Consider the following 22392-nt stretch of genomic DNA (forward strand, 5'->3'; position numbering starts at 1 on the left):
AATGTAGTGTAGTGCTATCCTAAGGGGAAGTAAAAAATCCCTCTTGGCAATAGCACTATTTTTATACCGTAAACAGTTGTTTTGTGCCTTTTAAAACATTTACAGGAAATTAGTATTTTTTAAGTCTTAATCTACCCCTGTTTCAATTTAACGCGGATTGTTTGCTTTTTGCGGCTACGCTTTCCTGAACACGATGGCAGCACCAAGCGCCGAGGCCGCCGGTACGAAGAGGTCGCCCGAGTTCGTCTCCGCTATCGGTAAACCGTTCTCTTCGAGATAACTTCGGGTGTGGGAGATGTCGCTCACTGCTACCGCGTACCCGGCGAATCCCGGCACCGGGGGTGCCACCTCTCCTGGTAGCAGCTCTGACAACCGCGATCCGGGAACGATTGTGATGCGAGCCCCTTCCAAGTTGAAGATGTGTGTCACTCCATCCGTCCGGACCTCACAATCCAAGTATCGGCCGTATCGCCTAGTGAATTCATCCAGCTCGGAATCGTCTACGCATAAGATTGATTCGACTAGATCCGTCGCCCCATTCGGATGGTTCGGAGGTATTTGCTCCCCCATTATGGCTGAGGGTGGGTTTTCCGCTGCGGCCAGACGACCTTCGTGCACGTTGTCCCCGTCAATTTCCAAATAACGCACGGGAATAAGTTGAATTCCCCCGGACATCTCAAGAGGTCGCTGTACGGTGTTAACACCGCCATGACTGATTCCACTCCGTTGGAAACGGTCCGCTGTCTGGTCGGCATCCTCGGTACCGAAACAAAGAATATGCGCTCCTTCATAACGGGACAGACATCTGGAGACAGTATCGACCGTGCGTTTGATTTTTCCGATTATTACTTGGAGCACATCCGGCGATGCCTGCAACGGAACGAGTTTTGCATTGATCGGAATCCTCGCGCCTTTCTCGGCAACCGTTACGATTTCGATGAAGCTGCCTAAAAACTCGGCATGTGAATTGGCTGCTCCGAATGGCTTCGGAGGTTCTCCTTCATTTTCGGCCATCGCCGGATAGGACGGCGGCGAACAGACAAATCCCAGTTTTCTGTACAGCTCGAGTGCAGCTTCCATATCGGAAACTACATGGCCGACGTGATGAATGAATTTGATTTCAGCATGCATCTGCATCCACTCTCCTTGAATTCAATAATTGTGACAAAAGAAAAGTTTATTTTAATTACATTGAACAATTTGAGGTAGAGACACATAGCCATCAAGCTAAAGTTTTATTGCATCCCTAGAACGAAATTTTTAGGCTTTCTTGTAACGAAGAAGCTTATTTATCGTTTTTGGGGTGACTTGTTTTCTTAAGTTGATGGCAATGTGGTGGTACCCCAATTTATAATCCTTTGTTTAGTTGATTATTCTTATTTTTAAGAACCTCGATGCTTTACATCTGCGGATACGCCTCCCGCTATAGGCTATGTCCTCCTCCAAAACCAATTAATCCCTTATATAATTCCCTTGTTTTATACTCTTTCGCGTATAGTATGTAGTCTTTTATTTTTAACTAATTTATTCTGAAAAGCCTACGGAAATAATCGAACTTTATTCAAAAGCTAACTATACACGGCCTATTTTATGATAAGAATACATACAACCGTAGAGATGTTTATGAGGTAAAGACTAGAAAAATAATACCTTATTCAAATACAATTGCCTCCTCACCTATTCCCCTCCACAAACCTCCCATACTCCTTCAAAAACCGCAGCTTCACCAATCCAACTGGCCCATTCCGATGCTTTGCCACATGAATCTCTGTAACATCTTTATCCTCTGTCTCCTCATCATAATAATCCTCCCGGTACATGAGCATAATTACATCCGCATCCTGCTCAATTTGGCCTGTTTCCCGTAAGTCAGACAAAAGTGGACGCTTATCTTGGCGCGACTCCACCGCACGGGAAAGCTGGGACAGCGCGACTACGCACACATTCAAATCACGAGCCATCAGCTTTAGCTTGCGGGAGATTTCACTCATTTCCTGAAACCTGTTTCCCCTGTATTTCGAATCGCCTGTAATGAGCTGTAAATAATCAATAATAACGAGCAGTTTTTTATTTGCATGCTTTCGTTTCAGCTTTCGTACTTGCATCCAAATTTCCTGCGTTGTGACACCTGCTTTATCATAAATCTCGAGTGGCAGATTACCAATTTCCGCAAATGCCCGGCTTGTTTTCTCCCAATCTTCTATTGTAAAACGGTGCTTCGGATTTTTCAGCCTTTTTCCCGATACCTCTCCGGTACAGGAAACCATCCGTTTCAGCAGTTGTTTATCACTCATCTCCAAGGAAAACAGCCCAACTGCCGCACCCGATTTTGCCGCATGAAGAGCAATATTTAAGGCGAACGCCGTTTTTCCCATGGAAGGCCGTGCACCAATCACAACAAAGTCGTCTTCCTGCAAACCGCACGTCATCTTGTTTAAAGCGGAAAAACCGGTTTCAATGCCTATAAGCTCTTCTGCGTCCTGATGAAACTCTTCGTACAAACCGACTAAAGTATCCTTCAAATCAAAATCGAGCGTACAATCCCCCTCTTCCAGTTCACAGAGTGCCGTAATCGTCTCGCTGATGACTTTCTCATCCTTCTCCGCAAGAAGCCTTTCACTCATACTTTGTGCCATCATTCCCGCATGCTGCATTTTCCATGCGCTCCGAACAAGCCCCTCGTAATAGGAGAAATTAGCAGTATTCGGAACACTCTCGATGATATTTACAAAGTATTCAATGCCGCCAATTTGCTTCAAAAAAGAAGGATCCATTCTCGAAACAAGCGTAACAAGATCAAGCGGCTGTCCATCTTCCTCTATTTGCCGTATTAACTTGAATATCGCTTGATGCACAGGCATAGAGAAGTGCTGCTCTGTCAGTCGGCACTCCTTAATCAATTCACCATCAAGCAACAAAGATCCTAATACGGTCTGTTCAGCCTCAACATTTTGAATACTCATGGACGCCACCCCTTTTCCTGCAAGAACTTCTGCAACTCTTCTTCAGACGGTACGTTTTTCTCCCACTCTTCACACTCCTCCAAAAACTGCTCAGTCTCATGAACAGCAGACGATTCCTTCTTCCGGAACTTCACTGCCGCTTCCTCTACTTCACTAAGTTTCATATATCCCTTTCCGTGCCAATCTCGTAAAATACCTTTTACATAAGCAAGCGTCCGCTTATTATTTTCATGAGCAATTTGGAGTGCTTTCAATACGAGCTCCTCCGATAGGTCATCAATCCAGCCGCTCAGTTCCTCTGCGGTATACGGCGACAAGCTGCCAAAGTTTTGTTCATAAAATGTGAATACATTGCTGTCGGAATCTATTTTTTCATCTGCTTCACAGCTTTCAGAGTCGTCTTGAGAAGCAGCCTGAGACTCTTCAAACGGCATGCCGAAATGCTCCAGTAATAGCGGAATGCTTAGCTCTTCCTCCAAGCACTTTTGAAGAAACATATGAACAAACTTTTTGCTTTTCACAGTCTTTAGCTCACGCAATACACATTTCTCGATATTCGTGTTCGTAACTGGGTTATAGCGCACCCAATTCAAGATATATAACTCCTTCGTTTTTGCATCATATAATATCTTTCCATAATCGATAAACCGCTGCAGCAGCTTCTCAACAGTCTCTCTGTTGTAGCCTGTTTCCATTTCCGCCAAACGCTTCGGCAATGGATAAATACCGCATTGCGTCGTTTTAGAACATGTCAGTAAGTATATGTAAAAGTATCGCTCCTCCGGCGTTAAGTCCAATACAAAATCATCCTGCCAAAAATTCACCTGTACGTTACGGTATACTGCCATGTTTATTCCTCCCGTCTTTAACAACAAATATGAAATTGCCATTTCTTTAATAGATATAAAGATGAGAAAGGAAATTTGGCAGTTTGATTTTAAATTTTTTTAAAAATTTCTTTTTGGGTCATTCTTGTAGTAGTTTTTTTGTTTTTGTTTTTGTAATGATTTATTACTTGCAAGGGGCTTGGTAGGGGTTTGATAGGGGTTTGATAGGGGCTGTTTTACATTCATCATTCATAAGGAAAAGAAGTTTTATCAAATGATAATCCCCCTTTTAAACTGCCTTCCCATTTCTTTATTATATTCCCACATATGCTGCTTCTTGCTTACGGCGAAATGGAATGATACCACTTCTCTTTATCTCGTGTAGCATTGTCAACAGCACCTTACAACTTTTGTTAAATTTTAAAATTATTTAACAAATTTATTTATCATGAATTCCATACTCTAAATGTTGCATTACAACTTAATATAGTCATAGAATTATAATTATCCTCTGACCGAAAGGACGTAAAGAGCTGTTAGAATGAATTACTGAGAATATGAAGAATGAAGCAAAGAAACGAAGGAAAAGCTAAAAAAATTAGAAAAGGAAAATGGAGAGATGAATTAAATGTTAAAAATTATAAAACATTTAAAACCTTTTACTGCCTCAATCATTGCAGTTATATGTCTTTTAACCGTACAAGCGGTATGTGACCTATCACTGCCAGACTACATGTCTAACATTGTCAATGTAGGTATTCAGCAAAAAGGTGTAGAAAACGCAGTACCTCAAGTCATTCGTAAAAGTGAGTTTGATAAACTTAAGCTCTTTATGAATGAAGATGAGAAGAAAAAAGTAGATGACAACTATGTGCTTTTAGATAAGAAAGATCTTTCTCAAAGTGAGTTACAAAATTACTTGAAAGATTATCCACAGCTTGATAAAGAACCACTTTATAAGCTACATACAAAGGATAAAGATACAATTAGTGAACTTAACGACATATTTGGGAAACCAATTTTAATTACAGAGGGAATTGAAAAAGGTGGTACATCCACTGCGCCAGGTGGCAGCAAAACACCGACGAATCTTCCGCCAAATACAGATCCTTTCGCAGTAATTGCTAAATTGCCTCAAAGTCAAATCGATGCAATGAAAGAAAAGGCAGATGAAAAGTTTAAAAATATGCCAGGCAGCATGGTAACACAGTCAGCTGTTCCATTCATTGAGAATGAGTATAAAACAATCGGTATAGATACAGGTAAGCTTCAAACAAATTACATTCTTACTTCTGGTGGGAAAATGCTGCTTTTATCTTTAGTAAGTATGGCAGCTACCGTTATCGTTAGTTTACTTGCTGCAAAAGTAGCCGCTGGATTAGGCAGAGATCTTAGAAAAAAAGTATTTCGGAAGGTTACAAGCTTTTCGAATGCGGAATTTGATAAGTTTTCCACTGCATCTTTAATCACAAGAAGTACAAATGATATTCAACAAGTGCAAACACTTATGGTTATGATGCTTAGAATCGTATTCTATGCACCGATTTTAGGCATAGGCGGCGTAATCAAGGTACTTACTACAGACGTTTCCATGGGATGGATTATCGCAGTTGCAGTTATCGCGATTTTAAGCTTAGTCATTGGTTTATTTAGCGTCGCTATCCCTAAGTTTAAGAGTATCCAAAAGTTAGTTGATAAAATTAACTTAATCACTCGTGAATCTTTAACAGGTATGCTCGTTATTCGTGCTTTTAATAATCAAAAACATGAAGAAAAGAAATTTGAAAAAGGCAATCAAGATTTAACAAGAACGAATTTATTTGTAAGCCGTTTAATGTCATTTATGATGCCAATGATGATGTTTATCATGAATGCCGTTACTGTACTTATTATTTGGGTTGGAGCACACCAAGTGGATATGGGGCATATGCAGGTTGGTGATATGATGGCATTTATGCAGTATACAATGCAAATCATCATGGCCTTCTTAATGATTTCTATGGTATCCATTATGGTTCCGCGTGCTTCTGTATCCGCACAACGTATCGCAGAAGTTTTAAATACTGATGTTACCATTCGTGATGCAGAAGAACCAAAAACATTCTCTTCAGACAAGAAAGGTTACGTTGAATTTAAAGATGTTAGCTTTAGATATCCAGGTGCGGAAGAAGATGTGCTTTCAAATATCACCTTTACCGCAAAGCCTGGAGAAACGACAGCTTTCATTGGAAGTACAGGTAGTGGTAAATCAACACTTATAAACTTAATTCCACGTTTTTACGATGTAACAAGCGGCCAAATATTAATAGATGGCACTGATGTTAGAGAAGTATCACAGAAGGAATTAAGAGAAAAAATTGGTTATGTACCACAAAAAGGAGTTCTATTCTCAGGTACGATCGAAAGTAATCTGAAATACGGTAAAAAAGAAGCAACTGAAGAAGAACTAGCAAAAGCAGCAGAAATCGCTCAAGCTATGGAGTTTATTAACGCGAAACCTGAAAGCTTTAAAACAGAGATATCACAAGGTGGTACGAACGTTTCAGGTGGTCAAAAACAAAGACTTTCTATTGCGCGTGCTCTTACTAAGGAATCCGAAATATTCATATTTGATGATAGTTTCTCAGCTCTTGACTTCAAGACAGACGCAGCATTGCGTAAAGCTTTGAACAATGAAATTTCAGGAAGTACTATTCTACTTGTTGCACAAAGAATCAGTACAATCATGAATGCAGATAAGATCATTGTACTTGACGAAGGAAAAATAGTGGGAACTGGTACTCATGAAGAGCTTATGGAAAACTGTGAGGTTTATAAGCAAATTGCTTTATCACAACTTTCAAGGGAGGAACTTTCGTCATGAGTGATAGAAAAATAGAAAATAAAAGACAAGGTGGCCCTGGTCCTGGTGGCGGCGGTCATATGGGCGGCGGCATGAGAAAGATTGAGAAGGCAAAAAACTTTAAGGGAACGATGAATAAGTTACTTCAATACCTAAAGCCATATAAGTTATCAATCATCATCGTCATTATTTTTGCAATCGGTAGTGCTGCCTTTGCAATCGCAGGTCCAAAGATTTTAGGTAAAGCGACAACAAAACTTTTCGAAGGACTAGTAAGTAAGATAACGGGAGCGCCAGGTGCTGCAATTGACTTTACCTATATTGGAAACATTGTCGTTATACTCCTTGGATTATATATAGCGAGCGCTGTGTTTGGTATTATCCAAGGCTATATCATTTCAGGAGTCGCACAAAAGGTATCTTATAATTTCAGAAAAGAAATTGATGAAAAGATTAACCGTATGCCGCTGAAATACTTTGATAAAACGACGCACGGAGAAGTATTATCTAGAATTACGAATGACGTAGATACGGTGAGCCAGACTTTAAACCAAAGTATGTCGCAAATCATCACATCCGTTGTTACAATCATTGGTGTACTCATCATGATGTTCTCAATCAGCTGGCAAATGACATTAGTGGCGCTTTTAATATTGCCAGTATCCATGATGCTCATAATGGGAGTCGTAAAGAGATCGCAAAAATACTTTAAATCCCAGCAAGAGTATTTAGGACACGTTAACGGTCAAGTAGAAGAGATTTATAGTGGTCACAATATCGTAAAAGCCTTTAACACCGAAGAAGATGAAGTGAAAAAATTCGAAGAAACAAATGATATCCTTTATGCTTCTGCATGGAAGTCTCAATTTTTATCCGGAATGATGATGCCGATTATGATGTTTATCGGTAATATCGGTTACGTAGCTGTATCTATTTTAGGCGGATGGCTTGCGGTAAAGAAAACAATTGCAGTTGGAGATATTTTAGCCTTTGTTCAATATGTGAGAAGTTTTACGCAACCAATCGCTCAAGTAGCTCAAATCGCGAACGTACTTCAATCCACAGCTGCAGCTGCAGAAAGAGTTTTCGAATTTTTAGATGAAGAAGAGGAAGTTCCAGAAGCAGAAAATCCAATTAAGCTGCAAGAGGTTAAAGGAGAAGTTAGCTTCAAAGATGTTCAATTTGGATATAATTCAGATAAGATCATCATCAATAATTTCTCAGCTCATATTAAACCTGGACAAAAGGTAGCGATCGTCGGACCAACCGGCGCAGGTAAAACAACAATAGTGAAGCTGTTAATGCGTTTCTATGACATAAACAGCGGTGCTATATGTATAGACGGTCACGATATAAAAGACTTCACGCGAGAAGATTTACGCAACATGTTCGGTATGGTACTTCAAGACACTTGGCTATTTAATGGTTCAATCATGGAAAATATACGTTACGGTAGACTCGATGCGACTGACGAAGAAGTAATCGAAGCAGCTAAAGCAGCTCACGTTCACAGCTTCGTAAAGACCTTACCAAATAGATATAATATGGAATTAAACGAAGAAGCAAGCAACGTATCCCAAGGACAAAAACAGCTATTAACGATTGCTCGTGCCCTTCTAGCGGATCCGAAAATATTAATACTCGACGAAGCAACAAGCTCTATCGATACTCGTACAGAAGTACTAATTCAAAAAGCCATGGAAAACCTCATGGAAGGCAGAACAAGCTTTATTATCGCTCATAGATTATCAACAATACGTGATGCAGATTTAATCCTTGTCATGAAAGACGGGGATATTGTAGAACAAGGTAATCATGAAGAGTTATTGAAGGCTGATGGTTTCTATGCTTCGCTTTATAATAGTCAGTTTGAGAGTGCGGATGCTTCGTGAGATGAAATAGAAGAAGCTTTCCCAAAAGGTCGTTGAATTACGACCTTTTGGAGAAAGCTTCTTTCTTTTTGTTATTTTGTTGTGGTGACTTAATTATCTCAAAAAAGGACGGTTCTTTTTTATTTATATGGTTAGCGTAAGTGAACTACTCTTTGAAGTTAGTATAGTCATGTTGAGTTAGCTGTTAGAGTCTTTTTGTATCAGATCTTACTCTCTATTACTGTTGTCTCCAAAGCATTGGTCTTCTGATGAGTATAAGCAATATTTTTTGTCAGCAAACTGACAATCACTAAGACTACAATATTAACAAATAGGGCAATAATTCCTTCATTCAAGTCTTTAATTGCTTGAGGAAGATGAGGAAACATTTGACCAATTTTTATGTTCCCTAAGTCCATAATAGAGACTAACAGTCCCCCTGTTATAATCCCGGCAAATGCTCCATGTTTAGTCACAAAGTTCTTTCTCATCAAACTGGCGAAAAACGCAGGAGCGAGTTGTGTGATAAAATTATAAGCGATTATAGCGAGACTAAAGAGAGTATTTCCACCTTTAAAGGTCAAGTAAATCCCTACGAGCGAAATAAAGGGAACCAAGTATTTTACTAGTTTTGCAATCTGATTGTCTGTTGCAGATGGAGTGAATACATGATATATATTTTTAGCAAGCAATGTTGATATTGTCATTAACAGCAAAGAACTTGGTACTAAAGCGGCTAACACGCCAGCTCCACCAATTAACCCGACAAACCATGGATCAAAAGCCTGTTTAGAAAGTTGCAGCAAAACAAGATCGATTTCGCTGCCTTTTAACCCTGGTATCTGTAAAATAGCTGCAAATCCGACGAAAAAGGCAAACAATAAAATCAATTGGTACATTGGCATTAGGATTGCATTTTTTCGTAAAGCTTTTTCGCTAGAGGCAGCAAAAATGGGAGAAAACCCATGCGGCCACATATAAAATCCAATGGAACTTAATATCACGGTCGATATATACCATGATATGCTCATTCCTTGTTCAGGAAGTATGGTAAAGTTCGGCTTTACTTTTTCAATGGCCTCATACATAGGTTGAAAACCGCCATAATAATGAATAGGAAAATAAACTCCTAAAAATACGATAATACCAAGAATCAAAATATCCTTCAAAACAGATGTCCGGGCAGAGCCGTGAATACCGGAAACCATCACAAAAATAGTTACTCCAATTGCTCCAAACCAAATAGCGGTTGTAGAAGAGATGACCCCATAGGATGTTGCAGAAACGATATATCCTAGCCCCTTCAATTGCAGAACCAAATAGCAAGTACAGGCTATAACACCTATAACCGCAACAAGCACACCAAGATAAGGACTTCGATATTTTTTCACAAAAAAATCCGATTGGGAAACTAATCGATGTTTCTTTGCATATCTCCAAATAGCAGGAAATGTCCAGTAGGAGATTACTGTAGCCAGACAACCGTATGTTACGATACTAAAGATGGAACCTCCCTCCCCATAAGCCGAACCGCTTGCACCCAAAAAGGTAAAGGTAGTATACATTTCACCTGCGGACAAGAGGAAAATCAATAGAGTTCCCATTCCGCGTCCTCCAACCGACCATTGTTCTAAATTCATTTCTTGTCCCTTTTTAGCCCGGATACCAATCAAAACAGAAATGACGAAAAAAAATAGGATGAATAACACGGCAATATTCATCTTGAATCTCCCTTCTGATTAGCAGGATCTAGTATATATATAATCCCCATAATACCTGTGGTTAGAAAAGACCAGAGTACAATCCAAAAGTGGAAAAATGGCATTCCCAGAACATAGGGGGTCACCTTATTTGTAAACAAAGCACCTAAAATAAATCCTAAAAACGGAATAGCACTAAGCCAATATATGGTTTTCATACTTTTATCCCCCTAGTTTGTTAGGTTTAACATTTTAAAAGTTCCGTGAACAAATAACTTCACCCCGTATTGTAAAGCCTGTTCATCGACAGTAAATTGGGGATGATGGTGAGGATAAATAATCCCTTTTTCTTCATTACGAGCTCCTATTATAATAAAAGATCCCGGAGCTACTTTTTGATAGGCAGAGAAGTCTTCACTCCCCATAATTGGCTTTAAAATCTCTCGACTATTTTCACTAAATACTTCACAGACCGTTTCGTCCATCAATCGTGTTACTTCTTCATCATTAATGGTCGGAGCATAACCGAACTGATAATCGAATTCATAAGTAGCTCCATGCGCTTCTGTAATCCCCTTTACTATACGTTCGATAAAAGTTGGAATCTTTTCCCTCAGTTCCGGATTAAAGCTTCGAACGGATCCTCCAATGCTTATCCTACTTGGAATAACGTTAATCGCACTTCCTGCAAAGAACTGAGTCACTGAAATCACAAGAGTTTCCTGAGCATCTCGATACCTCGAAACAATGTGCTGGAGATTTGTTACAATCTGAGTTCCAATTGCAATAGGGTCAATGGTTAGTTCGGGCTGTGAGGCGTGTCCCCCTTTACCCACCACGGTAATTTTAAAAGTATCAGCTCCAGCCATCATCGGACCGTAACTCAAACCAATTTTCCCTAAAGGAACCATCGACGAGAGATGAGTTCCCATAATCATATCTACTCCATCAAGCACACCGGTTTGCACAATCTCTTGGGCACCACCGGGCGGTAGTTCCTCAGCATGTTGAAATAAAAAGCGCACCTCTCCTTTAATTTGATCCTTTAACTGTGAAAGAATCTTTGCTGCACCAAGCAGCATCGCCGTATGTCCGTCATGTCCACAAGCATGCATCACGCCTGTATTCTGTGACACAAAGTCAAAATCATTCTCTTCTTCAATTGGAAGCGCATCCATATCTGCCCGCAGTACAATAACCTTCCCTGGTTGCTGACCAATCAAACGAGCCATAACACTTGTTTTTGTCGGACGTGAAATTTCTAAATCACCAAAAGTTTGTAGCGTTTCATAAACAAATTGTGCTGTATTTTCTTCTTGAAAAGATAGCTCGGGATACTTGTGTAAATATCTCCTCCATCTAATCACTTCGTCTTTGGTATCCTCGATTAAATTATGAATCATTGTTATTTGAGACACTTATTTCAACTCCTTCTTAATTCAACTTACATAACCAATTTTATTTTCGGATTATTTAAGGAAAAAATTCCTTAAATGAAGTATATTAGTTTCATAGTTAAATTTCAATATTTTTAGAAAATTATAAAAGTATTTTTATCAACTTTAATTTTTTCTCCTTTTGCATACGAATATAAATTGCAAAATAAATAAGCATCCCAATAATGGATGCTTATAACAATTGATAAATTTTACTGGGCCTTCCACGAGTGGCATAGGTCTCTTGACCGACGCATTGTGCCAAATCAACTTCGCACATATCTGTAACAATGCGTCGTACATTACGTTCTGTCATCTCAAGATGTGTGGCCAAGTCTTTTGTTGTAAAATAATCCCACTTCATTTTATGTATGAGGGCCAATATTTTTTTATACGTTTTCACACTGATATTTCCTTTTCTTAACTTTTCATAAAGGACTTCATTTTGGGTACGACTGGTAAATTGCAATTCTTTTTTGTCGCCCGGTGATTCAACAATTTTGCCATCATCTTGAACGATTACAATTCCGCGCTTCTTCATCCCCTTGGAATGTTGAATTGCACGGAAAGCATTGATTTCTGCCGAATACGCAGTCTCGCCAAAACCAATTCCGACGGCAACGGTAGTATCTGCTTCAAACGCTAATTTTTGAATGGTATCTTCCAGCGTAACTATCTCGCGTTCAATCGCACCGCGAGAACTAAAAATCATATATCTACCGTTTCCTTTCTCTGAAAAAGAACCGTTAATTGTTTCACCAAGTTGAATCAATATTTCTTTCAACCGGAGTTCCAAGTACTGTAAATGATAAGGAGTTTTCATTTCCTCTGCCACTTTGTTAAAATATTCAACTTCAATGATTTCGACTCCAATTTGTGTGTCTTTAAAATAGGAGGTCTTTACTTTTTCAGAAAGAATCCGAAGCGTCTGTCGTATTTCCATCTTACTCATCGACATCCGGTAAGATGGAATTCCATGTTCCCTTAAAGCTTCACACACTGATGGAAAACAAGATAGAGCACCTGCTGTTTTTCCTTTTTCCCATAAATTCATGTGAAAATTCAATAATTCATTCGTATCAACATCCAACTCAAACACTTTCGTATAAATCTTTGGTTTCTTTATATTTAACTGTGATAAAGCTTCTTCACTAATATTATTTAAAGACATAGTATCGATACTTAGTTGCTCAATAATTTTTCCTTGTTCATAGGTCATCTCTAAAAAAGATTTATAAAAACCTGATTCTGTAGCAGGAACATAAACCATTATTTTATCTGTACCTATATATTTTTTTGCAATTTCATAGGGAAGTGGACCAGAAAAAAGCCATGCATCTACATGAGAAGTATGTTCTTTTACAATTTTTTCTACCTCTTCAGTTTTTACATAGGAGTAAGAGATAAATTCCAACTCATGTTTGTATTCTTCTGCCATGTCTAAAATCTGTTCTATAGAAGTTTTTAGACCGACTAATCCGATTTTATACATACTGTATTCAACTTCCTTTATCATATTTAATATGCTCATTGTTACTTGTAAAATATTTTAGTTAAAATAAGTCCCGTTATCGGATTCTCTAATTATTCTGTCGTTTTTCAATATAATTATTTTATCTAACTTTTATTTGTATTAAAGAGTTCTATTTATTAGTTCGGCTATTTACTCTTAATTACATAAATAAACCAATAGAAATGAAAAATAACAATATGCAATAGAAAAGAATGATGGGAATGGCATTTTCAGCTGTAAATGCACTCACATCCTTACTAATTTTTCTGTTAATACTATAATCCATTTCTCAGTGTTAGATGTTCTTTTTGAAATAAGAATATCCCTTTAGATAATCATATCTAAAGGGATATAACCTGGCAAATTTTTTACAAAGTTCACAATTCTATTTTAAACATCATATTTTTTATAAACAGCATGATTTTATTTTTAATCAACATCTTTTTACTGTCTAGATTAAGATAATTATATCAAAACAAGTTTAGTAAATATTTTCCCCCTGATTGTACTGTTCTAGTGTAATGTTCCAATCGGTTCTGTTGCAAAGTTTTTTTAAAATAAACAACCCTAACAAACAATATTCTCTTTCTAGATAACCGTTTTTTCTTCCATACCTGTATCTCTATTCACTAAATTCAAGTAGAAATGCGATACTGTTGTCATGTAATATGGATAGATCCAAAGAAACGGGATACTAAATGTGAAAACCCCTATAATAGCCCCTAAAATAAACCATCCGATGAAACTTAAAGATAGTATAAATAAATCTAATTTATGCCCTTTCATCATTTCTTGACTCTTTTTAAGCGCTTCGCTCGCCGTATATTCTGGATGATCTAACATAATATAGTAAGCCATAGAATAAGAGAAACCTTTTATAATACCGGGAACAATTAACAATAAGCTCCATAAAAATACGTATACACCCATTAACACAGCTAACTTCATAGATTTAAATACATTCTTTTTTCGAAACCCTTCAAATAAATCATCAATTGTAGTAGTTTCTTTTTTCGCTAAACGTAATGTAACATTAAAATACCCATAAGTCATAATGCTTTGTACACCTATTAAAACAATACATATAATAGCGAAAGTAAGTACATAAGAAACAGCGCCTACTGCATTTAACGTCTCATCTCCTGTAACCGAAGCACTAGCATTCATGATTTCACTGAATAAGAAGCCCAGGAAAAAAAGGGGAAATCCTATAATAAACATACCAATACTAGAAAGGACATAATACAGAAACGATGCCCCTGCTCCCAATCCCCATCTACCTTTTAATGAAGATAAGGCTGCTTTTTTAAAGTCACTAATCATTTTAATCCCACCCTTCAAACTATTTGTTATCATTTATATAAATATTACATAGAGAATAGTAACATTTTTTAACAAGATTGACATTATGTGTATTTATTTATTTATTAATATCCAAATAAAAAAAAACGAAGCTGTTTTGCTATTTATGTCTCCATCATAATCTCCTAAAATCTTAATTAGACTTAGCGAAATCTAAAAATGGCCTAAATTATAGAGTTCATACAGTACAATTCTTTTTAATATCAATGTAAGTGTTATATTCTAGAAAAAATCTTTTGTTTTAAATTTAGATATCCGTAAGTAATACTTATCAATTATTATAATTAATCAGTATTTCACTTATTGTATTTGGCGTTATAAAATGAAAGAGGATTTAGAAACTTCAAGAAATTATTTGGTTATAGGAGAAAAACAATACAAATTCAATTGATAATGGGAGTGAATTTTATGATTCTTGGTTTACATCACGCTCAGATAACTATTCCAAAAGGTGCTGAACAAGAGGGGAAAAAATTTTATTGCGAAATTCTTGGTCTACCTGAGAAGGAAAAGCCCGAATCACTAAAGGGGCGTGGAGGATTTTGGTTAAAAGTCGGAGATAGAGATGTACATATAGGTACAGAAGATGGTTTTGAACGATTAAAAACAAAAGCCCATATAGCTTATCAAGTAGAGGATATATCTTACTGGAGAAATGTGTTAGAACAAAATAACATTCAGATAATTGAAGGAGTACCTATACCTGGTTTTGAACGTTTTGAGTTTAGAGACCCCTTCGGAAACAGAGTGGAAATGATTCAAGAAATTTAGTTACTCCATTAACTAATTGACATAAAGGATATAATTTATTTCTGATAAATCATCCTGCTATAAAGAGGATGATTTTTTTATAAAACAATTGGTAATTTATGTTATGGTATTATAAAAGTTTCGGAGGGGAAAATGATGAAAGGAAATAAAAAAGAGATACAAACAAACGACAAAGCGATTCGTTATACACATATAGAAGCGGGTTCCAAAACAATCTGCTTTATGTTTTCAGGTTCAGGTTACAATTACGATAAACCATTGTTTTATTATGCGACGATGGCAATGCTCCAAAATAAATTTGATATTGTCCATATCCATTACTCCTATAATGAGCAACCAACGAAAAACAATATTGAAAAGATAACAAAAATAATGATGGATGATATTAACCCTGTGATTTTAGATGTTTTAAAAAATGGACAATATAACAATTCTATTTTTTTAGGAAAATCACTCGGAACAATACCAATCGCGAATGACTTAATGAAGAGAGAAGAATTCCTAAAGTCAAAAATGATTTTATTTACCCCTCTAATAAATTTTGATTCGATCTTTGACTCAATCTTGAATAGTCATCATCAGGGTCTTTTAGTTATCGGGGATAAAGATCATTATTACAATGCAAATCAAATTGACCAATTAAGTAAAGCGAATTTAAAGATTGATGTGATTCAAAATGCAAATCATTCCTTAAATGTTGGAGAATTTGAAACAACAAATTCAATTTTAGCTTTATCAAGGGTAATGGAAAAACTCCAAGAAACCGTTAGGACAAATTAGTGATAAACTGATATTATAAAAAGTTTACCAATTTGGGTGCTCATTGCACCTCTTTTTAAATGGTTATTTTTAATGAAGTCGCAAAAGGGGTTCGGAATGAGACCATTCCGAACCCCTTTTGTGACAAACGCTTTTTCAACAACATAAAACTACTAGAATTCTAGTAGTTTGTCAGTTCTGTCTTTAACTTTTTCTAGTTCCGATATAAGCTTCTTCATTTATTTTGCTTATTTTTTTGTAAAAATATTCTGCGATTTACATAAAACATGTAAAGTAATTAAAGAGTTTGTTAAGAATCATGTAATTTCATTGAACTTTAATGGTTTTTCTCTAAGATGGAAAAGGTAATCTATTATTATAGGAGGACTAAAGACTATGAAAAAATGCTTGGCTGTTTTAACCCTTATTGCTTCTGTTTTCATGCTATCTTTTACAAATGTTTTTGCAGCTGCCGAGGAAGGCAATTCATCTTTATCTAACCAAGAGACTGTGGTTCCTCTTGCAAAAGCTCACGCACATAATGATTACGAGCATACTCGTCCATTAACAGATGCTCTGGAACATGGATTTACCAGTGTAGAAGCTGATGTTTGGCTTGTTGATGGAGAACTCCTTGTTGCCCATGATAAAGAAGATATTCGACCAGATCGAACATTGAAATCACTCTATCTTGACCCATTGAAGAAAAGAGTGAAAGACAATAATGGAGCCGTTTATCCAGGATACGATAAAGAGTTTACCTTATGGATCGACGTGAAGTCGGAGGATGCCGCGACCTATCAAGTGATCCATGAACAGCTTACAAAATATCAAAATATGCTTACAAAGTTTTTGCCTTCAGGGGTGAAACCGGGGGCGATTACTGTCTATATTTCAGGGAACCGTCCAAAAGAACTAATGGAGAGCCAGCCCGTTCGCTATGCAGCTTATGATGGACGAATGAGCGACCTTGAATCAGGTGACTCCAATGAGTTTATGCCAATTATTAGTGATAACTGGACCAAATATTTTACATGGATGGGTGAAGGCGAAATGCCAAAAAGTGAAAGGGAGAAACTAAATCATATCGTTTCAACCGCTCATGCTAATGGCCAAAAAGTTCGTTTTTGGGCGACTCCTGACATCGCATCCCCAGCTAGAGATGCTATATGGAAGGAACTGTTAAATGCTGGTGTTGATTTTATCAATACTGATGATTTAGCTGGGTTGCAGCTTTTCTTAATGAAAAATGATCCTCAGCCTTCTGAACCTAATATTACTTGGGAAACCACTAACAATAATAAATAAACGCTGAGGATTCAGTGTAATCATTTCAGATTATTGTAAAATAATCCTTAGCTAAACCACCACTTGTGTTAATAAGTTCGATTATCCATACAACGGAAAGGCGATGACTGAGTGTCATCGCCTTTGTGTGTTTAATACGGTCTATTGCGGTTATAAAGTGTTGATTTTTTTGTGATAGCCATTACTATTACATCTTCAACTAACGGGTGCGTTAGTTCAACAAACTATAAGCGATTTTAGCAATAAGCCCATATTTTAGTTATTCCATTAAAGGGCACTATTGCGGAAAATCTAAGGTGAAAAATGATCAAACTTTTTTATAAAACCGAAACTTAAATATGCTAAAGAAGAATCCATTTTGATCAATCTTTTTTTCAAAATGGATTCTTCTCATTTACCGTAAAATACGGGTTTGTGAGGTGTTTTTGATCAAACTTTATTTTAAAGTAACAACAGATCAGCATACAAGCATTCCCTTGCTATCATTATGTTATTTTTACAACATAATGATAACCAAAATAAAAAGTATAGGATGATTATTATGTGTTTTTTATTTTGGTTTTTTCAATTCTGGCGGGCTATATAGTAACTCTATGTTTTTAAGTAGAAATTAGTGCAAGATAAATAAAATGTCGAAATTATAATAATTTTGTGATTTTTTGTTGATTTATGTTATTTTTAATGTTAAACTCATAATAACAAAGAAAGAGTAAACGAAAACCCTTAGTGATTAAATTATCAGAATTTTCAGTTTGATGAGTCAGTTTACTCCATGTGATTTACATGTTTGTGTATTGCTTTTCCACTCTTTCTTTGTTCCACCCTATAAAAGAAAACAACCTGTTTTTATCCAAGTTGTTTTCTTTTGTAAAAATTTAATTTGTTGTTTTTATAACAGAGTTGGGATCACTATTTTAAAAGTTATTATGATTTATGGGGGTGACAGCTAATAAATTGGACATTTAATGAGGAGTTTACATTACAATGGGAGTGGATCCGGAAAGAGGTGAAAACTAAGCAGTTTGGATTTTAATTTTTGAAAAGGAAGAATAAAAATATAGTGGACATACAATTACAATAAGGGAATGCAGTATAGATCAGTATACAAGCATTCCCTTTTTATGTGTATGCTATTTTTTGTTTTTAGTTGAGTTTATAAGTATTTATAATCAATAAAGTTGAATATATCATTTTTAACTAGAGCATAATTTTGATAGACTTCGTCTTTTAATTGTGCACATACAATGTGATTTAGAAGAACGCGAATACTATTAGGGGTACCGCCCCATGCCCATTAAGCTAAAAATAACGATTTATCCCAAAACGAGAAAAATGTGAAAAATTTTCGTTCTGGGGTAGTTTCTATTGTTAGGTTGATAGCCATGGGACAGTACCCCAATATGGACTATTGGGGGTTATTGTATTATCTCTTCTTTAGGTTGAGTAAAAAAGAAGATAAAAATAATTAAAGGAAGAGCTAGAAGAAAGACTCCACTTTTAGATGGATTAATAGAAGGAATATCGGTTAAAGCCATGTCATCATTCCTTTGTAAGTGTTTTTAATAAATTAGGATTAACATCAAAATGTTTGGACACAACCTTTTGAAAGAAAGTATAATCTCTTTTCAAGTAAGGTAGAGTAGGTTCAAGTTTAGGAACACCAAAAATGGGTCCACTAACATTGATGGTAAATCTGCCAGGTGCAATAAAGCTACCCGTAACACCAATCTCATCATTGAGTAATAAAACGGCGAGGATAACGTCTATTACATCAATAATCACATTCGTAGTTTGTTTTTCAAATTTACCTTCGATTCGATTTTCCCCTGTTAATGGTCCTCCTAATGAAACGCGAAACCCTCCTGGTGTCACAAAAACTCCTATAATGGTGATTTGTCCAGTTAACAATAGTGCGACTGTCACAATATTGAGATCGCGTTGGATAGACCGTATGACTTGTATATTTTTTGTAATTTCAATGTTTTTTTCCAATATTGTCACACCCTCTAGGTACATATTATTCTGAGCGATGTTAAATGTGAGTAAGGATAAGTATGAAATATCGGAATTTATGTAGTAGTGAACCAAATTATCTTCAATAGACACATTAATTATGAAAATACATAATATAACTTTATGAATAAATGTGAATTAGACCTCCATTTATTACAACCCGCCGTCGGCGGGTTATTTTGTTATAATTTCGTAGTACCAGGGGTAGTGACAGGGTTAATCTGTCTAACTTTATGTAGATCACTTCATAGAAACTGATTTTCTTTTAGTTGTTATCTTTATAAAATCTTTGTGCTTTTCCCCAAGCTTCAGTTAATTTTCTTAATTCGATTGTTTCAATTTTACATATATTAGGATCATGGATAGAATATAAATCGGCAATTATGGTCTCATCCTTTTTTACTTGAACTGCGCATAATGTACCTTTAAATTCATTATATTCTTTTAAGTTGTTTAATACTTCATCAATTTGTTGTAACCACCAATTAATTGGAATGCCTTGTATATCATTTTCTAAAAATGTTGCTACAATTTCTAGTTCTTTTGGTAATTCTATTTTTAAAGAATCTAGGCCTTCATTTTTTGTTATATGATATTTATATTTCATATTTTTGCACCTCATATTCTTCAATATATTGGATAAGCGGTTATAATTTTATCATTTTGGCGAATTAATTCTTCACACAAGTAGATAATTCCTTGGGCTAAAGGACGAAAGGTTTGTGCAAAGAATGTTTTTGCACTGTCGTAAGTTTGCCCTTGCAAAACAGCATCGAATACAAAAGCATCAATCGAATTGATGGCTTGTTCCATACCTTGAATGGTTGCTACGCACAAAGCATTCATACTTTGTGTTTGAGCTCGCACTTCTCCTAGATACATGTTTAAACTCATGACTTCACCTCCAGTGCTAATTTTTGGCGTTGATAGTGAAGGTCATTTTCTAGATTACTGAGGTTTTGTTTCTCCTTTAGCAACGTTTCTTTTTGGTCTTCCAGTTCGTGAGTAAGCTTTCTCTCGATTTGTTGTGCATCTTGACGCAGATTATGAAAGAATTGTCCTAGTTCTCTATCGTTATGCCAAGTTTCTAATATACGGTCAAATAAACGATAGCTTTGACCTTTCCGTGAATATTCAGTTTTTTCATTAGAGTAAAATAAAAAAGCACAGATAGCAATATCCATGCCTTTCTAAAAAATATTTTGTACTATTAATTAATCGTCCTCATCTTCAAACTCATATAAGCTATCGAGTAATTCTGTAAAAGACGAACAAACTGGATAAATCGCTTCTTCCATCTCTTCCTCATGATCCCAAAATATAACCGTTGGTGATTGGGGATTGTTTCGATAATCAAAACATAAAAAATTCCCAAATGGATCACGAGCAAACGGGTATACTTTATCTACTAATCGATCTTTTATATTCTCATATCTTTGGAGAATAGAGTATTCACTTTCTAAATCGAAAGTTAGAAGGTTATTCATAACGTCATCATCTTGTCCTTCTATATCAAACGTATTAGGTCGTGGATGTCCTCCATCATTTTGCTTCACACATTCAATAAAATCATGAGGAAGTTTTACACCAAAATATTGTTCTACTTGTTGAATTTGTTCATCTGTAATTGTTTTTTTACTTGTTCCAATCCATGTAACATTGTTTATTTTAATGCACCTCCCTATAAAAATATAGCTTGATATCTATTGAATATAGTAGTCAGGCTTTTCAACTGAGTGTAAGACTGTATTTGCCAATCCTTTAATGTATTTCAGTACTTTGTCCTACTGTCATCACTTTATTTTTCCAGAACTAAATAACTATTGATGGATAGCCAAAGTATAAAGTTCATAATAGCAAGGTTAAAACATATTATATAACGGCTAATGAACTCTATGTATAGTATGAATCCATAAGAATTGGTTTATTTGTCATACTTTAAATTTTCTGCTTCCCATATTAAAATTAATTCTCTTAACTCAGAAGTTTCAATTGTGCATGAATATTTTTCATCTTCAACATAACGATTTGAAATTTTTGTAAAATCTGGATTTATTTCTAATTCACAGGCGTTTCCACCAAAGTTTGAGGATTTTTCTTTACCATTTAAAACTTGATCAATTTCTGTAATCCAGGGCTCAGCGCTCCCGCCTTGGATATCAGAAGCTAAAAAATCTGCAACTATAGATATTTCCGAGGGTAATTTCATTAGTAATGTATCATATGGGCCAATAATAAATTCATAATTATATTTCATTTTACTTTCTCCTACCTTCTATAAATTTGGAATGCCTATATGGTTTTTCTATCTGGAGTAAGAAACATCCTAATTTTCATTCCATTTGAAGTTACTCCGATGTATGCACTTTCTGCACCTTCCATCGTATGAATACTCTTTTCCGACGCCTGATCCATCTTCTAACGAATTAATTCTTCACACAAGTAAATAATCCCTTGCTCTAGAGGACGGAAAGTTTGTGCAAAAATACCTATATAACATAATGCAAAAACACCTTAGAATTCATCCAAGGTGTTCAATGCGTTTTTTACTAAATGGTAATTTCTATACTATCTGAACCTATTCCTTGATACGTATTACATTACGGCTAGCGATGCGTATATAAGTGTAAAGTAATAACAAAGCCGACTCCTTGTCAGGAGCCGGCTTTAATAAATATCATACATTAGTTGGAATCACGGTTTTGTAAGTAATTCTCATACTCTTCTAGCCATACTAACATCAAGTTCTTTAATTCAATTGTTTCAATTTTACAAGTGTACTCTTCATCTTCCACATAACGATGTGTAATCATAGTGAAATCTGGTCTAACTGCCAAATCGCAAGAGTTTCCACCAAAATTTGCACAATCAATTTCTTTACTCAAAACTTTATCAAGTTCTTCTACCCACTCTATACCATGAACATCAGATCGTAGAAACTCACCAACTAAAGCGATTTCTTCAGGTAAGTTAATAAGTAATATATCAAAAGGTCCTTTACTAAATTCATAGCTATATTTCATAGTT

General features: G+C 36.0%; 19 protein-coding genes and 1 pseudogene. 5 read left to right on the forward strand and 15 right to left on the reverse strand.

Translation table 11 applies throughout. The features are described 5' to 3' along the window. Positions 1 to 174: 174 nt before the first annotated feature. The 3 genes from ACTDJC_RS19235 to ACTDJC_RS19245 all read right to left on the reverse strand — a co-directional run bounded on the left by ACTDJC_RS19235 (position 175) and on the right by ACTDJC_RS19245 (position 3811). Entirely contained in the window at positions 175 to 1131 is a 957-nt protein-coding gene (locus ACTDJC_RS19235) for a VOC family protein (RefSeq protein WP_440604386.1), read from the reverse strand. A gap of 542 nt (positions 1132 to 1673) precedes the next feature. Continuing rightward, the gene (gene dnaB / locus ACTDJC_RS19240; protein ID WP_440604387.1) at positions 1674 to 2963 is read right to left on the reverse strand and encodes a replicative DNA helicase; all 1290 of its coding nucleotides are present in this window, start codon (positions 2961 to 2963) and stop codon (positions 1674 to 1676) included. Then, the gene (locus tag ACTDJC_RS19245) at positions 2960 to 3811 is read right to left on the reverse strand and encodes a DnaD domain-containing protein (RefSeq protein ID WP_440604388.1); all 852 of its coding nucleotides are present in this window, start codon (positions 3809 to 3811) and stop codon (positions 2960 to 2962) included. The genes dnaB and ACTDJC_RS19245 overlap by 4 nt, the downstream gene beginning before the upstream one ends. 607 nt (positions 3812 to 4418) lie before the next feature. Here ACTDJC_RS19245 and ACTDJC_RS19250 point away from each other — a divergent pair. Beyond that, positions 4419 to 6653 carry an ABC transporter ATP-binding protein gene (locus ACTDJC_RS19250; RefSeq protein ID WP_440604389.1) on the forward strand — a complete coding sequence of 745 codons (2235 nt, stop codon included), beginning with the start codon at positions 4419 to 4421 and terminating at the stop codon, positions 6651 to 6653. After that, a complete protein-coding gene (locus tag ACTDJC_RS19255; protein ID WP_440604390.1) occupies positions 6650 to 8524 on the forward strand; it encodes an ABC transporter ATP-binding protein in 1875 nt (624 codons plus the stop codon). Before ACTDJC_RS19250 ends, ACTDJC_RS19255 begins: the two co-directional genes overlap by 4 nt. Before the next feature lie 200 nt (positions 8525 to 8724). Here the strand turns inward: ACTDJC_RS19255 and ACTDJC_RS19260 are convergent, their stop codons facing one another. The 5 genes from ACTDJC_RS19260 to ACTDJC_RS19280 form a co-directional block, all read right to left on the reverse strand. Further along, positions 8725 to 10224: a sodium:solute symporter family protein gene (locus ACTDJC_RS19260; RefSeq protein WP_440604391.1), complete on the reverse strand. Its 1500-nt coding sequence runs from the start codon at positions 10222 to 10224 to the stop codon at positions 8725 to 8727. After that, entirely contained in the window at positions 10221 to 10421 is a 201-nt protein-coding gene (locus tag ACTDJC_RS19265; protein ID WP_440604392.1) for a DUF3311 domain-containing protein, read from the reverse strand. Before ACTDJC_RS19265 ends, ACTDJC_RS19260 begins: the two co-directional genes overlap by 4 nt. Positions 10422 to 10433: 12 nt before the next feature. Continuing rightward, on the reverse strand, positions 10434 to 11606 hold the full coding sequence (locus tag ACTDJC_RS19270) for a M20 family metallopeptidase (RefSeq protein ID WP_253631082.1): 1173 nt from the start codon (positions 11604 to 11606) through the stop codon (positions 10434 to 10436). Positions 11607 to 11832: 226 nt separating this feature from the next. Continuing rightward, on the reverse strand, positions 11833 to 13131 hold the full coding sequence (locus ACTDJC_RS19275) for a hypothetical protein (protein ID WP_440604393.1): 1299 nt from the start codon (positions 13129 to 13131) through the stop codon (positions 11833 to 11835). Positions 13132 to 13740: 609 nt separating this feature from the next. Beyond that, a complete protein-coding gene (locus ACTDJC_RS19280; protein WP_253628796.1) occupies positions 13741 to 14475 on the reverse strand; it encodes a DUF975 family protein in 735 nt (244 codons plus the stop codon). Positions 14476 to 14922: 447 nt separating this feature from the next. On the opposite strand from ACTDJC_RS19280, the gene ACTDJC_RS19285 reads away from it, so the two are divergent. From ACTDJC_RS19285 to ACTDJC_RS19295, 3 genes are all read left to right on the forward strand, one after another. Beyond that, entirely contained in the window at positions 14923 to 15285 is a 363-nt protein-coding gene (locus tag ACTDJC_RS19285) for a VOC family protein (RefSeq protein ID WP_253628795.1), read from the forward strand. A gap of 135 nt (positions 15286 to 15420) precedes the next feature. After that, complete coding sequence (locus tag ACTDJC_RS19290; RefSeq protein WP_440604394.1) at positions 15421 to 16065, forward strand: alpha/beta family hydrolase; 645 nt, start codon at positions 15421 to 15423, stop codon at positions 16063 to 16065. A gap of 375 nt (positions 16066 to 16440) precedes the next feature. Continuing rightward, on the forward strand, positions 16441 to 17352 hold the full coding sequence (locus ACTDJC_RS19295) for a phosphatidylinositol-specific phospholipase C/glycerophosphodiester phosphodiesterase family protein (protein ID WP_218007836.1): 912 nt from the start codon (positions 16441 to 16443) through the stop codon (positions 17350 to 17352). 1539 nt (positions 17353 to 18891) lie between these two features. Here the strand turns inward: ACTDJC_RS19295 and ACTDJC_RS19300 are convergent. The 7 genes and pseudogenes from ACTDJC_RS19300 to ACTDJC_RS19330 form a co-directional block, all read right to left on the reverse strand. Continuing rightward, positions 18892 to 19353, reverse strand: coding sequence for a hypothetical protein (locus ACTDJC_RS19300; RefSeq protein ID WP_255258080.1), 462 nt, complete (start codon positions 19351 to 19353; stop codon positions 18892 to 18894). Between the two features lie 277 nt (positions 19354 to 19630). Continuing rightward, positions 19631 to 19972 carry a hypothetical protein gene (locus tag ACTDJC_RS19305; protein WP_253628793.1) on the reverse strand — a complete coding sequence of 114 codons (342 nt, stop codon included), beginning with the start codon at positions 19970 to 19972 and terminating at the stop codon, positions 19631 to 19633. Between the two features lie 50 nt (positions 19973 to 20022). Beyond that, positions 20023 to 20259 (reverse strand): annotated as a pseudogene (locus tag ACTDJC_RS19310) (T7SS effector LXG polymorphic toxin); the annotation flags it as partial. Further along, positions 20256 to 20549, reverse strand: a complete 294-nt coding sequence (locus ACTDJC_RS19315) for a DUF3958 family protein (RefSeq protein ID WP_440604395.1) — start codon at positions 20547 to 20549, stop codon at positions 20256 to 20258. The gene ACTDJC_RS19315 and the pseudogene ACTDJC_RS19310, both read right to left, overlap by 4 nt. Positions 20550 to 20579: 30 nt before the next feature. Further along, positions 20580 to 21032 (reverse strand): SMI1/KNR4 family protein, encoded by a 453-nt coding sequence (locus ACTDJC_RS19320; protein WP_440604454.1) that lies wholly within the window; start codon positions 21030 to 21032, stop codon positions 20580 to 20582. A 257-nt stretch (positions 21033 to 21289) separates the two neighbouring features. After that, the gene (locus ACTDJC_RS19325; RefSeq protein ID WP_098305849.1) at positions 21290 to 21622 is read right to left on the reverse strand and encodes a hypothetical protein; all 333 of its coding nucleotides are present in this window, start codon (positions 21620 to 21622) and stop codon (positions 21290 to 21292) included. A gap of 427 nt (positions 21623 to 22049) precedes the next feature. Continuing rightward, the gene (locus ACTDJC_RS19330) at positions 22050 to 22388 is read right to left on the reverse strand and encodes a hypothetical protein (protein ID WP_440604396.1); all 339 of its coding nucleotides are present in this window, start codon (positions 22386 to 22388) and stop codon (positions 22050 to 22052) included. Positions 22389 to 22392: the final 4 nt, after the last annotated feature.

This window comes from Bacillus sp. GB_SG_008 (assembly GCF_052038115.1).
GTDB classification, from domain to species: Bacteria; Bacillota; Bacilli; order Bacillales; family Bacillaceae_G; genus Bacillus_A; species Bacillus_A rhizoplanae.

Bases quoted from the DNA above. Each gene is read 5' to 3' on its own strand.
- ACTDJC_RS19235 (WP_440604386.1), bottom strand. From the start codon at position 1,131: ATGCATGCTGAAATCAAATTCATTCATCACGTCGGCCATGTAGTTTCC.
- dnaB (WP_440604387.1), bottom strand. From the start codon at position 2,963: ATGAGTATTCAAAATGTTGAGGCTGAACAGACCGTATTAGGATCTTTG.
- ACTDJC_RS19245 (WP_440604388.1), bottom strand. From the start codon at position 3,811: ATGGCAGTATACCGTAACGTACAGGTGAATTTTTGGCAGGATGATTTT.
- ACTDJC_RS19250 (WP_440604389.1), top strand. From the start codon at position 4,419: ATGTTAAAAATTATAAAACATTTAAAACCTTTTACTGCCTCAATCATT.
- ACTDJC_RS19255 (WP_440604390.1), top strand. From the start codon at position 6,650: ATGAGTGATAGAAAAATAGAAAATAAAAGACAAGGTGGCCCTGGTCCT.
- ACTDJC_RS19260 (WP_440604391.1), bottom strand. From the start codon at position 10,224: ATGAATATTGCCGTGTTATTCATCCTATTTTTTTTCGTCATTTCTGTT.
- ACTDJC_RS19265 (WP_440604392.1), bottom strand. From the start codon at position 10,421: ATGAAAACCATATATTGGCTTAGTGCTATTCCGTTTTTAGGATTTATT.
- ACTDJC_RS19270 (WP_253631082.1), bottom strand. From the start codon at position 11,606: ATGATTCATAATTTAATCGAGGATACCAAAGACGAAGTGATTAGATGG.
- ACTDJC_RS19275 (WP_440604393.1), bottom strand. From the start codon at position 13,131: ATGTATAAAATCGGATTAGTCGGTCTAAAAACTTCTATAGAACAGATT.
- ACTDJC_RS19280 (WP_253628796.1), bottom strand. From the start codon at position 14,475: ATGATTAGTGACTTTAAAAAAGCAGCCTTATCTTCATTAAAAGGTAGA.
- ACTDJC_RS19285 (WP_253628795.1), top strand. From the start codon at position 14,923: ATGATTCTTGGTTTACATCACGCTCAGATAACTATTCCAAAAGGTGCT.
- ACTDJC_RS19290 (WP_440604394.1), top strand. From the start codon at position 15,421: ATGAAAGGAAATAAAAAAGAGATACAAACAAACGACAAAGCGATTCGT.
- ACTDJC_RS19295 (WP_218007836.1), top strand. From the start codon at position 16,441: ATGAAAAAATGCTTGGCTGTTTTAACCCTTATTGCTTCTGTTTTCATG.
- ACTDJC_RS19305 (WP_253628793.1), bottom strand. From the start codon at position 19,972: ATGAAATATAAATATCATATAACAAAAAATGAAGGCCTAGATTCTTTA.
- ACTDJC_RS19315 (WP_440604395.1), bottom strand. From the start codon at position 20,549: ATGGATATTGCTATCTGTGCTTTTTTATTTTACTCTAATGAAAAAACT.
- ACTDJC_RS19325 (WP_098305849.1), bottom strand. From the start codon at position 21,622: ATGAAATATAATTATGAATTTATTATTGGCCCATATGATACATTACTA.
- ACTDJC_RS19330 (WP_440604396.1), bottom strand. From the start codon at position 22,388: ATGAAATATAGCTATGAATTTAGTAAAGGACCTTTTGATATATTACTT.